General features: G+C 52.1%; 12 protein-coding genes. 11 read left to right on the top strand and 1 reads right to left on the bottom strand.

Annotation, left to right across the window (positions count from 1 at the left end):
• The first annotated feature begins 393 nt into the window (after positions 1–393).
• The 8 genes from LDN12_RS13850 to LDN12_RS13815 are packed head-to-tail and all read left to right on the top strand — an operon-like array spanning position 394 to position 8,514.
• Positions 394–1,728 carry a flippase gene (locus LDN12_RS13850; RefSeq protein WP_223923248.1) on the top strand — a complete coding sequence of 445 codons (1,335 nt, stop codon included), beginning with the start codon at positions 394–396 and terminating at the stop codon, positions 1,726–1,728.
• A gap of 17 nt (positions 1,729–1,745) precedes the next feature.
• Positions 1,746–2,966, top strand: coding sequence for a class I SAM-dependent methyltransferase (locus tag LDN12_RS13845; RefSeq protein ID WP_223923247.1), 1,221 nt, complete (start codon positions 1,746–1,748; stop codon positions 2,964–2,966).
• A 19-nt stretch (positions 2,967–2,985) separates the two neighbouring features.
• On the top strand, positions 2,986–3,444 hold the full coding sequence (locus LDN12_RS13840) for a dTDP-4-dehydrorhamnose 3,5-epimerase family protein (protein WP_223923246.1): 459 nt from the start codon (positions 2,986–2,988) through the stop codon (positions 3,442–3,444).
• Positions 3,445–3,453: 9 nt separating this feature from the next.
• Positions 3,454–4,425 (top strand): NAD(P)-dependent oxidoreductase, encoded by a 972-nt coding sequence (locus LDN12_RS13835; RefSeq protein ID WP_223923245.1) that lies wholly within the window; start codon positions 3,454–3,456, stop codon positions 4,423–4,425.
• Positions 4,422–5,369 carry an NAD(P)-dependent oxidoreductase gene (locus LDN12_RS13830; RefSeq protein WP_223923244.1) on the top strand — a complete coding sequence of 316 codons (948 nt, stop codon included), beginning with the start codon at positions 4,422–4,424 and terminating at the stop codon, positions 5,367–5,369. Before LDN12_RS13835 ends, LDN12_RS13830 begins: the two co-directional genes overlap by 4 nt.
• Positions 5,366–6,460, top strand: a complete 1,095-nt coding sequence (locus LDN12_RS13825; protein WP_223923243.1) for a DegT/DnrJ/EryC1/StrS aminotransferase family protein — start codon at positions 5,366–5,368, stop codon at positions 6,458–6,460. Before LDN12_RS13830 ends, LDN12_RS13825 begins: the two co-directional genes overlap by 4 nt.
• Positions 6,461–6,487: 27 nt before the next feature.
• The gene (locus LDN12_RS13820) at positions 6,488–7,426 is read left to right on the top strand and encodes an NAD(P)-dependent oxidoreductase (RefSeq protein WP_223923242.1); all 939 of its coding nucleotides are present in this window, start codon (positions 6,488–6,490) and stop codon (positions 7,424–7,426) included.
• Positions 7,420–8,514 (top strand): glycosyltransferase family 2 protein, encoded by a 1,095-nt coding sequence (locus tag LDN12_RS13815; protein ID WP_223923241.1) that lies wholly within the window; start codon positions 7,420–7,422, stop codon positions 8,512–8,514. Before LDN12_RS13820 ends, LDN12_RS13815 begins: the two co-directional genes overlap by 7 nt.
• 66 nt (positions 8,515–8,580) lie before the next feature.
• Here LDN12_RS13815 and LDN12_RS13810 read toward each other — a convergent pair whose 3' ends face one another.
• Complete coding sequence (locus LDN12_RS13810) at positions 8,581–9,657, bottom strand: glycosyltransferase family 2 protein (RefSeq protein WP_223923240.1); 1,077 nt, start codon at positions 9,655–9,657, stop codon at positions 8,581–8,583.
• Positions 9,658–10,453: 796 nt separating this feature from the next.
• Between LDN12_RS13810 and LDN12_RS13805 the strand changes: the two genes are divergently transcribed.
• From LDN12_RS13805 to LDN12_RS13795, 3 genes are read left to right on the top strand one after another with little or no spacing between them, the layout of a single operon-like run.
• On the top strand, positions 10,454–10,792 hold the full coding sequence (locus LDN12_RS13805; RefSeq protein ID WP_223923239.1) for a hypothetical protein: 339 nt from the start codon (positions 10,454–10,456) through the stop codon (positions 10,790–10,792).
• Positions 10,793–10,838: 46 nt separating this feature from the next.
• The gene (locus LDN12_RS13800; protein WP_223923238.1) at positions 10,839–12,398 is read left to right on the top strand and encodes a hypothetical protein; all 1,560 of its coding nucleotides are present in this window, start codon (positions 10,839–10,841) and stop codon (positions 12,396–12,398) included.
• Positions 12,395–13,735, top strand: a complete 1,341-nt coding sequence (locus LDN12_RS13795) for a hypothetical protein (RefSeq protein ID WP_223923237.1) — start codon at positions 12,395–12,397, stop codon at positions 13,733–13,735. Before LDN12_RS13800 ends, LDN12_RS13795 begins: the two co-directional genes overlap by 4 nt.
• Positions 13,736–13,812 lie beyond the last annotated feature (77 nt).

The raw sequence follows: 13,812 nt of genomic DNA, 5'->3' as shown, positions 1-13,812 counted from the left end.
AACAAACGCTTGGGGCCATCACTTCGTGCTCTTTGAGCGGCCGTCCCAACCATTGCCAACTGGCAGCGACTGAAACGAACTTCCCAGTCTGAATCAACTCAAGGACCTTGACAAGGTGCTGCTCCCGCTCCGCAAGATAAACTGAGAGGCGCTGTCAAGATGGGGAACAGACTCTTCTGTACTGTCCCCATTAACCATGATATTCTTTCCTCAAGCCTCACCGGTAGCGCCCTGGCCTGTTGCGCCTGACGACCTAACAATATCAGGTTGTTAACCTTGAATCTCGACTTTCATGACCTTTTGGATGATATTTAAAATTTACTGCATACACTTTTGCAAGGGGCTTACCTGGTCAGATAGCTATCTGATAGCCCTTGAAGAGACAGAAAAATCATGAATGCCTGGTGGACAACAAATTTGCTGGACATTATCCGCAAACGCCTCGATGAACACCCCCAGTTCCGAATAATTATCGGCAATACCGGTTGGCAGATGGTGGACAAAATCATGCGTATGGCCGTAGGCCTGGCCATCAGCATCTGGATCGCACGTTACCTGGGACCGGACAAACTTGGAACACTCAGCTATGCCATGGCCTTTGTCGCCCTGTTTGCACCGTTGGCCACGCTCGGACTTGAGGACATTATTGTCCGGGATATCGCCAGAGACCCCTCTTGTGCTGCAGAGACAATGGGAAGCTCATTCATTTTGCGGTTGGCAGGTGGAATTGCATCACTTGTGATTGCAATTTCCACCATACTGTATCTGCGTCCATCCGACAGCCTCGTACACGGGCTGGTCGCCATCCTGGCATTCGGCAATTTATTCCTGGTAACCGGTGTCATCGAAAGCTGGTTCATCTCCCAAGTGCGGGCCAAGTACACGGTGTATGCCAAGAGCCCCGCATTTTTTATCGGCTCGATCATACGAATCATACTCATCATCCGTAAGGCTCCCCTTATAGCCTTCGCTTGGGCCGGCACCATCGAAATGGGACTCTGTTCACTCGGTTTAGTAATCTCCTATGTAGCTAAAGGCCACAGATTAGGAGAATGGACCGCATCCATGAGGCGGGGAGGCAGGCTGATACGGGACAGTTGGCCATTGGCATTGTCAATCATTGCAATGTCTGTTTACCAACGAATCGACCAGATTATGCTTGGCGATATTCTTGGAAACAAAGAGGTTGGGATTTATTCTGTCGCCGTGCGGATGGCTGAACCGTGGAACTTCATAGCCACAGCAATCTACTGGTCCGTTTACCCAAGTATAGTTAAGGCTAGGACAATTAGTGACAGCTACTTCTTTGCTCAATTGCAGAAATACTACAACCTGATGGCTTTTCTGGGATATGCCGTTGCCATTCCCGTGTCACTCAGCGCACACTGGCTGATAATAAACCTGTTTGGTGCGGCTTATACCAAGGCGGGCATCATGGCGATAGTTCTGACCTGGGCCAACATTTTTACTTTTATGGAACTTGCCCGCAGTGCCTTTCTGGCTACCATGAATTGGACGAAAATATATTTTGTGACCGTTATGATGGGGGCAATCATAAACGTTGCACTAAATGCTGTACTCATACCTAGATATGGTGGTTTGGGCGCGTCTTTTGCTTCACTTATTGCTTATTGGTTTGCAGTGCACGGCGTCTGTTTTTTATTTAAACAACTCTCCAGAACCGGTATTATGATGACCAAGGCTATGCTGTACCCAAAATTCTGGTAAAAAAGGAACTCACATATATGATCAACTGCCTGATTTGCAATTCCCCCATTGAGCCGTTTATCGACTTCGGCAGCATGCCGCTTGGCAATGGTTTTCTTCTTCCCGAGCAGTTCAACGAGGAATACCGATTCCCTATGCAAGTTAGTTTTTGCCCGGCATGCGGCATGGTCCAACTGCTCGACCAGCCCGACCGGGAGCAAATGTTCCATGAAAACTACGCCTTTTTCTCCGGAACCTCTCGCTATATGGCGCAACACTTCAAAGAGTTCGCCGACCATGTCATCGCCGATTACCTTACCGATGACGACCCCTTCGTGGTCGAGATGGGAAGCAATGACGGGATCATGCTGCAGAATTTTGTCACGGCCGGAATCCGGCATCTGGGTATCGAACCGTCGAAAAATGTTGCCCAAGTGGCAATTGACAAGGGGATAACCACCGTTACCGAATTCTTCGACGCCCCTCTGGCGCGCCGCATAATTACGGAGTACGGCCAGGCAGACGCCTTTCTGGCCGCCAATGTCATGTGCCACATCCCGTACATCCACTCCATCGTGGAGGGAATCTCGATCCTGCTCAAACCAGGAGGGGTAGTAATGTTTGAAGACCCCTACCTGGGCGACGTCATCGAAAAAATTTCCTACGATCAGATTTACGACGAGCACACCTTTCTCTTTTCCGTGGCCTCCATCGGCCATCTTTTTGAGCGCTACGGCATGGAGATCATCGACGTCGAGCCCCAGGGTACGCACGGAGGCTCCATGCGCTATGTCATTGCCCACAAGGGCACCAGGGCAGTTTCCGCCAATGTGGCGGCGCAGCGCGACATTGAGTACAGGCTCGGGTTGCACCTGACTGAGACATACGACAAATTCCGTCGTAATTGTGAAAACTCACGGGACCAGCTCATGAAACTCCTGTGTGAGTTACGAGCCCAAGGAAAGCGGGTGGTCGGCTATGGCGCAACCTCCAAGAGCACAACCATCACCAATTACTGTGGCATCACACCCGATCTGGTGGAGTTCATCAGCGACACTACCCCCATTAAGCAGGGAAAATTTAGCCCAGGAGCCCATATTCCTGTCCGCCCTTACGAATCCTTCGTGCAGGACTACCCCGATTATGCGCTTCTGTTCGCCTGGAACCACAAGCGGGAAATCATGAAAAAGGAAGAGGCCTTCCGAGCCGCAGGAGGGAAGTGGATAGTGTATGTACCCCAGGTAGAAATACTGGACTGAAAGGACGGAAAAACCTGCCATGATTGACGGCATCATACTGAATGAGCTGACGACTCACTGTGACGAGCGGGGCTTCTTCCGGGAAGTCATCCGGGCCAGCGATGACTTCTTCGCTGAAGGCTTCGGTCAATGGAGCCACTCCCTGATGTTCGACAACGTCATCAAAGCCTGGCATTTCCATAACATCCAGACCGACTGGTGGTACGTGGTCAGCGGAGTTCTGCGGGTCGGCCTGTGTGACCTGCGCCCCGCATCTCCAACATACCGTTGCACCATGGATTTCTTCATGGGTGACTTCCAGCCAGCGCACACGCTGAAAATTCCTCCCGGCATTGCCCATGGCTGCAAGACGGTCCAGGGGCCGGTCAACCTGCTCTATGTCACGTCGCACACCTATGATCCGGCAGATGAGATACGAATCCCGTATAATGACCCGGAAATCCGGTTCGATTGGCTGCGCGGGCCGGAGATTCGGTAAACCGGGAATATGAATCTTGAAGCCTTCCAAAATAAGAGCATCCTCATCACGGGCGGCTGCGGCTATGTTGCATCAGCCATCATCAGGCTGCTGAGGGGGATAGACTGCCGCATTGTCCGGCTGGACCGTCCGGAAAGTGCCTGGGAGCAGCCGGAGGGGTGCTGCCGGCTCGAAAACCTGCCGGCTGACGTACGTGACCCACAGGTATGGGAGCAGGCCATCGACGGTATTGACGTGGTTTTTCACTTGGCAGCCCAGACCAGTACCTATCGCGCCAACAGCAATCCGCTATCTGACCATGCGATCAATGTCATGCCGATGCTGCATCTGTTGGAGGGATGCCGCCTACGGAAGTGCTGCCCGATAATCTGCTTTTCCAGCACCGTCACGGTGGCCGGCATACCACGGCGGCTTCCGGTGGATGAATCACACCCCGACACCCCGTTGACGGTCTATGATCTGCACAAACTGATGGCTGAACAGTACCTGAGATGGTACAGCGAACAAGGATTCGTGCGGGGGGCGGCGCTCCGGCTCTCCAATGTCTATGGACCCGGGCCAGCCAGCAGCCAGAGCGACCGGGGCGTGCTCAACCGGATGATCCGGAGTGCGCTGCAGGGGGAAACGCTGACCGTCTACGGCGCCGGTGACTATATCCGGGATTATATCTATGTTGAAGATGCTGCCAGGGCATTTCTGGCGGCGGCGCTCAATGGGGAAGAACTGAGCGGTAGCCACTATATTATCGGCAGCGGCGTAGGGTACAGTATCGCCGAAGCGATGAACCTGGTCGCCGAACGGGCCATGCACCGCACCGGCGGCAAGGTGACGGTGGAACATGTTGCGCCTCCCGCGGGCCTCTCACCCATTGAGGAGCGCCATTTCGTCGCTGACACGAGGCGCTTTGTCCAGGCTACTGGCTGGCGGCCGGAAGTCACATTCGATCAGGGGATAGACCTGACTCTGGAGGCATATTCATGAATGTTCTGATAATCGGTGGTGCGGGTTTTTTGGGCGCCAACCTCGTGCGGCGCTGCCTGGCGGAGCCGGATGTGCAGGTAACTGTCATGGATTCGCTGGAGCCGCACCTGCACGCCACCACCAACAATCTCAGACCGGTGTGGCCGCGAATTCGCTTCGTGCGCGGCGACCTGCGCGATGAGACCCTGCTGGCCGATATCGTGCAGGACAAGGATATCATATTCAACTGCGCCGCCCAGACCTCCCACCCACTGTCGATTCAGTACCCCCTGTTGGACGCTGAGATTAACTGTCTGGGTAATCTGAAACTACTGGAAAGTGTTCGGCTTCTGAACAAAAAGGCGCGGATCGTCTACACCTCCAGCAGTACCGTCATCGGCAAGGCCGTGACGGAAGTGGTGGATGAAGACCACTGGGAGCGACCGCTGGAAATATATTCCGCCAATAAGGGAGTGGCGGAAAAATACTACCGTATTTATCACACCATTCATGATCTCCATACGGTGGTACTCCGTTTTGCCAACCTGTACGGGCCATATGGTAAAGGTTATCCGGAATTCGGGTTTATCAACTACTTTATTCACCAGGCCTTGAATAATCAGGAGATAACCATATTCGGAACGGGGAACCAGTCACGGAATGTACTCTATATCGAGGATGCCACTGACATCCTGTGGCGCGCCGCCTTTGAACCCCGTCTCGTGGGCGAGAGCTGGTTCGCCACCAGCGATCAGCATCTAACTGTGGCTGAAATCGCCGAAACAATCGTCCGGATATTCGAGCAAGGCAAGGTGACGCATATAGCATGGCCGGAAGAACGGAAAAAGATTGAAATTGATCATGTAGAATTTTCTTCCCGTCGCCTTCGCTCCATTGTCAACTGGCAGCCTGCCTTTTCCTTTATAGATGGTTTGCGGCAAATCAAGGCGGTGGTGGGGGCATGATTCCTTATGAAGATCTGCATAAGGTAAACGTATCATTCTTTGCCGAATTACGTGAGACATTCCGCGAAGTACTGGAAAGCGGATGGTATATCCTCGGCCCTCAAGTTGAACGATTCGAACGTGAATTTGCTCGGTTCTGTGGAATGCCTCACTGCATCGGAGTGGCTTCCGGTATGGATGCTCTGACCCTCTCGCTGAAAGCATTCGGGTTTGCGCCGGGGAGTGAGGTGATTGTTCCATCAAACACCTACATTGCCACCGTACTTTCCATTATCCAGGCAGATCTGAAGCCGGTGCTGGCTGAACCGGACATTGCCAGCTACACTATCGACCCGGATGCCATCGAAGCGTGTATCACGGCAAAGACCGCGGCAATAATGGTCGTACACCTGTATGGTAAGATGTGCCGGATGGACCGGATCATATCGATAGCCGACAGGCACGGACTCAAGGTGTTCGAAGACTGCGCCCAAGCCCATGGCGCAAGATTCCGGGGGCAGATTGCCGGTAGCTTTGGCGATGCCGCCGCCTTCAGCTTTTATCCCACCAAAAACCTGGGCGCCTTCGGGGATGCCGGAGCCGTCACAACACGAGACGCTGCGGTGGCTGAGTCTATTCGCATGCTACGTAACTACGGTTCTACCCGGAAGTATTACAACGACCGTATTGGTATGAATTCGCGTTTGGATGAACTGCAGGCGGCCTTCCTGTCGGTAAAGCTGCAGGCCCTCGACCGCATCAATGATCACAAGCGCCGCCTTGCAGCCATGTATCAGAGCGGTCTGAGAAATGAATTCGTAAAACCGAGCGTGCATGAGGATTTTTTCGATGTTTACCATATTTTCAACATCCGCCATCCACGTCGTGACGACCTGAAAGCGTACCTTGCGGATCAGGGGATCATGACCGAGATCCACTACCCCGTTCCCCCCCACCGCCAGAAGGCCCTTGCGGGCATGTTCAGCGAACAGGCGTATCCGGTTGCCGACGAGATTCATGCAACAACCCTGAGCCTGCCCATATCCTTCTGCCATACCGAAGACGACATCGATCAGGTAATCAATGCGGCCAACCGCTTCCAGGGGATTTGATCCGAGAAATGTGAAGGAGCTTCCACAATGAAAATCGTTGTAACCGGAGCCTTGGGACATATCGGCTCACAGCTGATCCGCAGCCTGCCGGAAACGTTCCCTGGGGCAGAGATCATAATGTTGGACAACCTTTCCACGCAACGCTTCTGTTCATTGTTCAACCTCCCCGCTCAGGGGCGCTACCGGTTCCGCGAAGCCGACATCCTCACCGCCGATTTGGAGGAACTGTTTGCAGGAGCTTTAACGGTAGTCCACTTGGCTGCCATCACCAATGCTGAAGGGAGCTTCGACATCCAGGAAAAAGTCGAGCAAACCAATTTCATTGGTACGGAGCGGGTGGCCCGGGCCTGCGCCAGCGTCGGCGCGCCGCTTTTGTTCCTGTCCACCACCAGCGTCTACGGTACCCAGGCCGCTGTGGTTGACGAGCAATGCGCCCCCCATGAGCTGAAGCCCCAAAGCCCCTATGCCGAGTCGAAGCTGCGCGCCGAGCAGCTGTTGGCGCAGGTCGGTCAAGAACAACGTTTGCGCTTCATCATTTGCCGTTTCGGGACAATCTTCGGTGCGTCCGTCGGAATGCGCTTCCACACGGCGGTGAATAAGTTTATCTGGCAGGCCTGCATGGGCATTCCGCTCACGGTTTGGACATCAGCCCTGGACCAGCAGCGGCCCTACCTGGATTTAAGTGATGCTGTACGAGCCATTGAATTCATCATCGGCAATGACCTTTTTGATGGAAACATCTATAATGTCCTCACCATCAACGCCACTGTCCGCCAGGTAATCGACACGGTCCGCGAGTTTATTCCTGATGCGCGGGTGAAGTTGGTGGACCATCGGATCATGAACCAGCTTTCCTATGCCGTTGCCTGCGAAAAGTTCCGTTCATTAGGCTTCACCTTTAAAGGAGACCTGCATAAACGGGTTGCCGAGTCGATAGACATCCTGCGGGGAGCATGCTCGTGGTAGCAAATGAAACGGGGAACAGGCCGTTTTTCACCATTGCCGTGCCGACCTACAACCGCCATGACTTGTTGCGCGAAACCCTTCAGTCAGTGCTATCCCAGTCTTTCGGCGACTTCGAGATCATTGTCGGCAATGACTACCAAGCTGAAACCCTCACCGTCGAAATGCTTGGCATAATCGACCCGCGAGTCCGGATTATCAATCATTCGGTCAATCTCCGTGAGGTGGGCAACATGAATGCCCTGCTGGCTTTAGCGCGAGGACGTTATTTCACCTGGCTGTTTGATGACGATCTGTACGAACCGGAATTTTTAAGCACGGCACATACGTTTATCAGCCGGTACGATTTCCCGCCAGCGCTCTTTTCCTCTTTTAGCCTGTTGCGGGGTTCAAACACATTTTCGCCGAAAACGGTGCACGTACGCTCCTTCCAGCAGTATTCAGGCCAGAGCTTTCTTAAAACCTATTTTAAGGGCCGGGCCAAAATCATTTCAACAGCGGGACTTTTTGATACGGCAGCCTTGAGAATAAAGACAGGCGGCGTCGAAGAGTTATGTGATTCGGCGGTTGGCGTGTACTGCGAATACCTGTTTCTCGTCCGTTGCGCTCTTCTGGGGAGAATTCTGTTTATTGATGCGCCATTTGTGGTAATGCGGACGCATAATGAGTCTTGGAGTCAAAGCAATCTGCATTTGCAGAAGTTCAAGGATGCCGGGCTGCCTTTAATCCGGCGTTGCGCAGAAGTTTTTCGAAATCCGGCGCTTGTAGAGGACTTTAAAACAAATCTTTCTGGAATCTGCAAATTGCATCTATATTCATTTGCCTACAAATCCTCAAAACATGAGATCGGGGAATACCGGTTCGGCGTGGCGGCAACAGCCAGGGCAATATCGCACCTTTTCGATGAGAACACCGCTGTCAAGTCGCTGTTTTTAGAGGAAACCGGTGGGGGGAGATTCTCTACGGAGGTACGCTTTCTCTGGCTGCTTGGCAAGTTCTCGAGCCTGATAATCGTGTGGTTTATTGTTTTCTGGATCAGAAAATTTTTCCCCGGCTTCCTCCAACTAAGACGTTCTTTCACTCCCAAATGATCTTTCTCGGACTCATCGTGCCCGAGTGTGCTGATCCGGCATTCTAAGCATGTGTGCTTCCAGGCCTCATTTCTCTTTTCCTTTAGAGGGCCGGTAAAGCAAACGCTTCAACATCGGTAACAGTAAAAGCTGTATGTAGAGCAAAATCGTCAAGGGATTGTTCTGCGATTTCAGTCTCCAGCCGATTGCCAGGCCCAACCGCTCAAGTACATTCATCTCGGCCAGTTGCCCCCAAACTTCTACAGCATACACTGCCGCCGCTTCGGTAGGACTCAACACACCGGCTGAATCGCCCCTTGTATGTAGTCGCTGGCTGAGACTTTCAGATTGGGACACCGAACATAAAAAAATCCAGTTCAGCTTTTGCCAGAGAGTTCCCCAGCCGCTCAGGCTAAAAAGACGCCTGATACCACCAGCGCCAGCACTGTTGCCACCATGCTGCCGATATTTAACCGTAGGTTCATCCAGAAAAGACACGATTCCCCGTACGCGCGCACAGATTGCCACCCACCAGTCATGCATATAAGCCTGCTCCGGCACCGGAGTCGCCATCTCCAGCAGCGAACGGTTGAACATCATGCTGCAACCGACAATATGGTTTTGCACCAACAGCGTGTGAAATGGGGGCTCTTCGCCGGTACGAATCCCTTGGTACGCGTAGAATGATGGTGAGATTTCTACAAGGTCTTTTGTCACCACTTGCAGATCGCTGTAAACGAGAACCGGGACATCTGCCCCCGTATCAGCCTCGATTTTTTTGAGGCGCTCCAGTGATGACGCTATTTTGTCAGAATGCCACACATCGTCTTGATCAGCAAAACAGTAGTAATGTGCGTGCATATCCTGAGCACGCTCCATCAAGGCGCCAAAACTGGCTTTCGGCCCCAGTCGGGATGGTCTGTTATCGGTTACAATCTGTATCCTTTCATCATCTGCTGCAAAATTTTTCACAATATCAAGCGTTTCATCCGTCGAACCATCATCGCGAACGATCATAACCCAGTTGGTGAATGTCTGGCACTGGATGCTCCTGATCTGGTCAGCGATGAATGAAGAGCCATTAAAAGTCGACATCAACACCACAACCTCAGAGCAGCCAGAGGGGGAGAAGATTATGTCTTGAGGCTGGTCCGGTGGGTTCATAAGTTCGTCGCTGCTTCATTCACTGTTGGGCTCCTCTGGCAGGCGCCAAGAGTTTTGAGTGCTTAACTACGCTGAAGATTATGATGGGCGACGGCAGCAATTTAACGTCAGTGTTTTTTCAATCATCTTGATTCCTTACCAACAGATGGTTTTGAGTCGGAACATCCAATTTCCCCATAAGAACAGTGTTGATGCATTCATTCGGATATCCTTTTTCGTTGCCGTACGGAAGTGGCTCCCCATAGGGCACCTCTTCGTACGCCGAACATCGTTTTCTCCCTGGCGCCTGTATATGGCCCCATACCGACACTCTAATTTATTTAGAGCTTTCAAGGCCTTGACCGCCCCGGCCACGGGGAGAATAGCGTCCGCCCAAGGTGACTTTATCGAATAAATCGGTAGGGATGTCAATGTCATTAACTTGCCCGCCGGCTTTATCGCAAACCAGAGTTCATCAATATCTCCACTGGCGGCTCATTTCCCGAATGAGTTCCGGCTACTCCGCCCATACGTCATGCTAGGCCCGGAATGACACCCATCCGCATTCGGAATTCAGCCCCCTTCAAATGAGCAACCCGGCCTGATTACATTATCAGGACAAGGGGAAGAAGATCTTCTCCACGAGAACTGATCAGATGGCATGAAAGGCCATCTGGGCATAAATTTTTCGTTTAAAATTTTGAGAAAATAATATATCATTAAAGACTATCATCGCTTTTAGCGACTGATTCCCCCGGTTTGCCGGATGGCACACAAACAGATGATTAACCAGCACTTCTATTTTGAGGAGACAACCATGAAAAGATCACTATGTTTATTATCGATTTTTATATTGATTGCTATGGGCTGCAGTAAACCGGAAACAAAGCTTGTCGGAAAATGGAAAAATGATGAGGTCAAAGGCTTTATAGCTGAATTCAAAAAAGATCATACAGGAACCACCTTCACTCCTATTCCAGGTCACGCGGGAATGGCAACGACAGAAACGGCAAAAACACCATTTAAATGGACTATTTCTGCTGACGGCACGATTAAAATCAATGAAGCTAAAGATGCTTACTCTGGGAAACTAGACGGGAACAAGTTGGAAATAGAAGTTAACGGCGCAAAAACCATTTTGGAAAAGGTAAAATAATGCTCTTTTTTTCCCCCTGTGCCTAATGATTGCGGATGAGAAAATCGTGCAAGACCGGACCGAGGTTGTAACTTCATCTCTCCGGCCAAACAGGAAAACCTTGTTTGCCCTCTCTGTGACCTTGCTCTTTCTCATTTATGCAGGTTTCACTTCATTTCACCACGAGATGTGGCGGGATGAAATGGGCCCGTGGCTCATCGCCAGAGATAGCCAAACGCTGCTCGATATCTTCCATAACATCCGTTACGATGGCCATCCCGCTCTCTGGTATATTTTGATTTGGCCCCTCACACGCATTACCACCAATCCGGAATCCATACTGTTGTTAAACCTCGCCGTCTCCGGGGGTACCGTTTTTCTTATCACCAAGGCGGCACCTGCTCCGTGGTGGATCCGCCTCGTAGCCGTTCTCGGTTACTATCCGGTTTATGAGTACGGGACCATCGCCAGGAACTATTCTCTTGGGCTACTTGCCCTGTTCGCATTTTGCGCCGTATTCCCGTTCCGGCGTGATCACCCCTTTGTGCTCGGCACCTTGCTGCTGCTGCTGGCCAATACGAGCATGCTCGCCTGCCTGCTTGCAATAGCGGCCCTTATCATGCTGACAATCGAAACCGCAACGCACCAGCCCGTACCAGGGAGAAAAAACATCTGGCGCGGGCTGACCATCGCTGCAGTGGGGATACTATTCTCGGTCTACAACATGATCCCCCCCCCGGATACCGGATATGCAATGGGGTGGCACTTCGGATTCGATCCGGCCAAGCTGGCGCAGGTGATGAAAAACATGACGGCGGCATATCTGCCGCTACCGAAACCCGGGCCTGGTTTCTGGGAAAGTGAACTCCTTGCGGTATTTCCAATATACCGCGAATTTTCCTGGATCGGCGCCCCCCTGATCCTTATCCTTGTTTCGCTTGCCCTCCTTCGGCGCCCTCTGGCCCTCCTCTATTACCTAACCGGCAGCCTGGGGTTGCTGGCCTTCTTTTATGTGAAGCACATGGGCTATCTGCGCCACCATGGTTTTCTTTTTATCTGTTTTGGAACGGCCTTGTGGCTTGCCGAAACCATGTCGCCCGTATCCCTGCCAGGGTCTCTCAACCCGATGTCGCGGTATGCGGAACGGGCGGTTGCCGTCCTGCTGCCTATAATCCTGGTGATCCATATGGCAGGGGCCGCTATTGCGGCTACCGGCGAGTACAAATACACCTTCTCTGCGGCCAAAGCCACTGCCGAGTTGATCCGCGAACGCGGACTCGACAAACTGCCGCTGCTGGCCGACCTCGACGTCACCGGCATGCCGGTGGTCGGCTACCTTGACAAGCCCTCGGCTTATTATCCCTGCGGCGACCGTTTCGGATCTTACGTCATTTGGGATACCGCTCGCATGCTGCACTCCGTCGTTTGGGACCGGATTCTGCCGCTTGCGACGCGATCCGCTTCACCCGTGGTTGTTGTTGTCGATGAGTTCGTCATGAGGAAATTCCCGCTACCTGGGGAGTGGCAACCGAAATTGCGCCTCATCGGATGTCGCAATGCCGATGTTGTCAACGATGAGAGCTACTGCGCTTATCTTTTCGACCCCGCCGGGCAAGCGAACAAATGAAGAGAGAGATGAAGCAGGCGCTCCTGAAACACCCGCTACGGCTCTTCCTCGCGGCTGAAGCCATTCTGGGAATCATCGGCATCATCGCGGTCTATGCACTGCGGCTGAATTACCCGCCGATCCGTAGCGACGGCCTCGGTTATTATCTCTACCTCCCCGCCGCGTTCATTTACCACGATATCGGTCTACAGAGCATCGCCGCGGTCTTTAACGCCGGGCATATCCCTGGCGCGCCCCCATCCTTGTGGCACTATTCGGGCCCGCTCTTGTGGGATAATTCCTCGAACTACCTGATAAAATATCCCATGGGCACCGCGCTGTTGATGATGCCGTTCTTTTTCCTGGCCTGCATCGCGGCATTTGTGACCAATACCCCGGTCGATGGGTTCTCACCTCTGTTTCAATACATGGCCGCATTTTCAGGGTTGTTCTACGCCACATTGGGCATAGGGATTCTCTGGAAAGTTCTGGAAAGAAATTTCAAGCAAGAGTCGATACTCGTAGCAATGATCGGGATGGTGTTCGGCACAAACCTCTTTCACTATGCCACCTATGACAGTGTTTTCAGCCATGTTTACTCGTTTTTTCTCTTTTCCGCCTTTCTTTTCATGGTTCAGCGTATCTATGCGGAGGGGCGCGTCTGGTATTTTCTGCCCAGTGGTGTGCTGGCCGGCCTCATAATCATAACGCGACCTACAAACGGACTTTGGCTGCTGTTTGGAATCCTGTACGGAGTGGATTCCTTCCGGGCTCTGGCGGACCGGCTTGCCTTCTGGAGAAACAATGCAATCAAGATGACATATGGGGCCCTGCTGTGTGCCTGCGTTATTTCCTTGCAATTACTGTACTGGAAGGTCATCACCGGGCATCTGGTCATATTTTCATATCGCGGCGAGTATTTTAATTTTGCAAAACCTGAAGTGTTGAACGTATTGTTCAGCGTTCGCAAGGGCTTGTTCTTCTGGTCACCAATCCTGTTAACTGTCATCCCCGGCCTGTTTTATATACGAAAGAATGCCAGGGAATATTTCACACCGATCCTGGTGTTCCTGCCGTTGAATATCTATGTCATATCCTCCTGGCATAGTTGGTTCTATGGCGGCTCTTTTGGCCACAGGGCATTCATAGAATCGATTCCACTTTTTGCGATATGCTTCTGTTCCCTCTACGAGGGGTTGTCGTCTCTCTTCCTGAAGCGAGTAATGATTTTTGTAACGGCCATTTGCGTGATGCTGACGACGTGGTTGATGCTCAAGTATTGGACAGGCGTCATTCCCTTTGACGAAACGACCTGGGACTATTTCGTCGAAACATTTTTCATATTGTCGCCCCAGTAATGTGCTGTTGCCACAGGGCCTATTTCAGAAAAAGTGTTACTCATGGTTTTAAACATCGTCCCGGTCTTTAATGAAGT

The organism is Geobacter sp. AOG2 (assembly GCF_019972295.1).
Lineage (GTDB): Bacteria > Desulfobacterota > Desulfuromonadia > Geobacterales > Pseudopelobacteraceae > Oryzomonas.
The sequence above is the reverse complement of the archived record's forward strand: the minus strand, read 5'-3'. Positions and strand labels throughout refer to the sequence as shown.

Bases quoted from the DNA above. Each gene is read 5' to 3' on its own strand.
- LDN12_RS13820 (WP_223923242.1), top strand. From the start codon at position 6,488: ATGAAAATCGTTGTAACCGGAGCCTTGGGACATATCGGCTCACAGCTG.
- LDN12_RS13835 (WP_223923245.1), top strand. From the start codon at position 3,454: ATGAATCTTGAAGCCTTCCAAAATAAGAGCATCCTCATCACGGGCGGC.
- LDN12_RS13805 (WP_223923239.1), top strand. From the start codon at position 10,454: ATGAAAAGATCACTATGTTTATTATCGATTTTTATATTGATTGCTATG.
- LDN12_RS13840 (WP_223923246.1), top strand. From the start codon at position 2,986: ATGATTGACGGCATCATACTGAATGAGCTGACGACTCACTGTGACGAG.
- LDN12_RS13830 (WP_223923244.1), top strand. From the start codon at position 4,422: ATGAATGTTCTGATAATCGGTGGTGCGGGTTTTTTGGGCGCCAACCTC.
- LDN12_RS13795 (WP_223923237.1), top strand. From the start codon at position 12,395: ATGAAGAGAGAGATGAAGCAGGCGCTCCTGAAACACCCGCTACGGCTC.
- LDN12_RS13825 (WP_223923243.1), top strand. From the start codon at position 5,366: ATGATTCCTTATGAAGATCTGCATAAGGTAAACGTATCATTCTTTGCC.
- LDN12_RS13810 (WP_223923240.1), bottom strand. From the start codon at position 9,657: ATGAACCCACCGGACCAGCCTCAAGACATAATCTTCTCCCCCTCTGGC.
- LDN12_RS13850 (WP_223923248.1), top strand. From the start codon at position 394: ATGAATGCCTGGTGGACAACAAATTTGCTGGACATTATCCGCAAACGC.
- LDN12_RS13845 (WP_223923247.1), top strand. From the start codon at position 1,746: ATGATCAACTGCCTGATTTGCAATTCCCCCATTGAGCCGTTTATCGAC.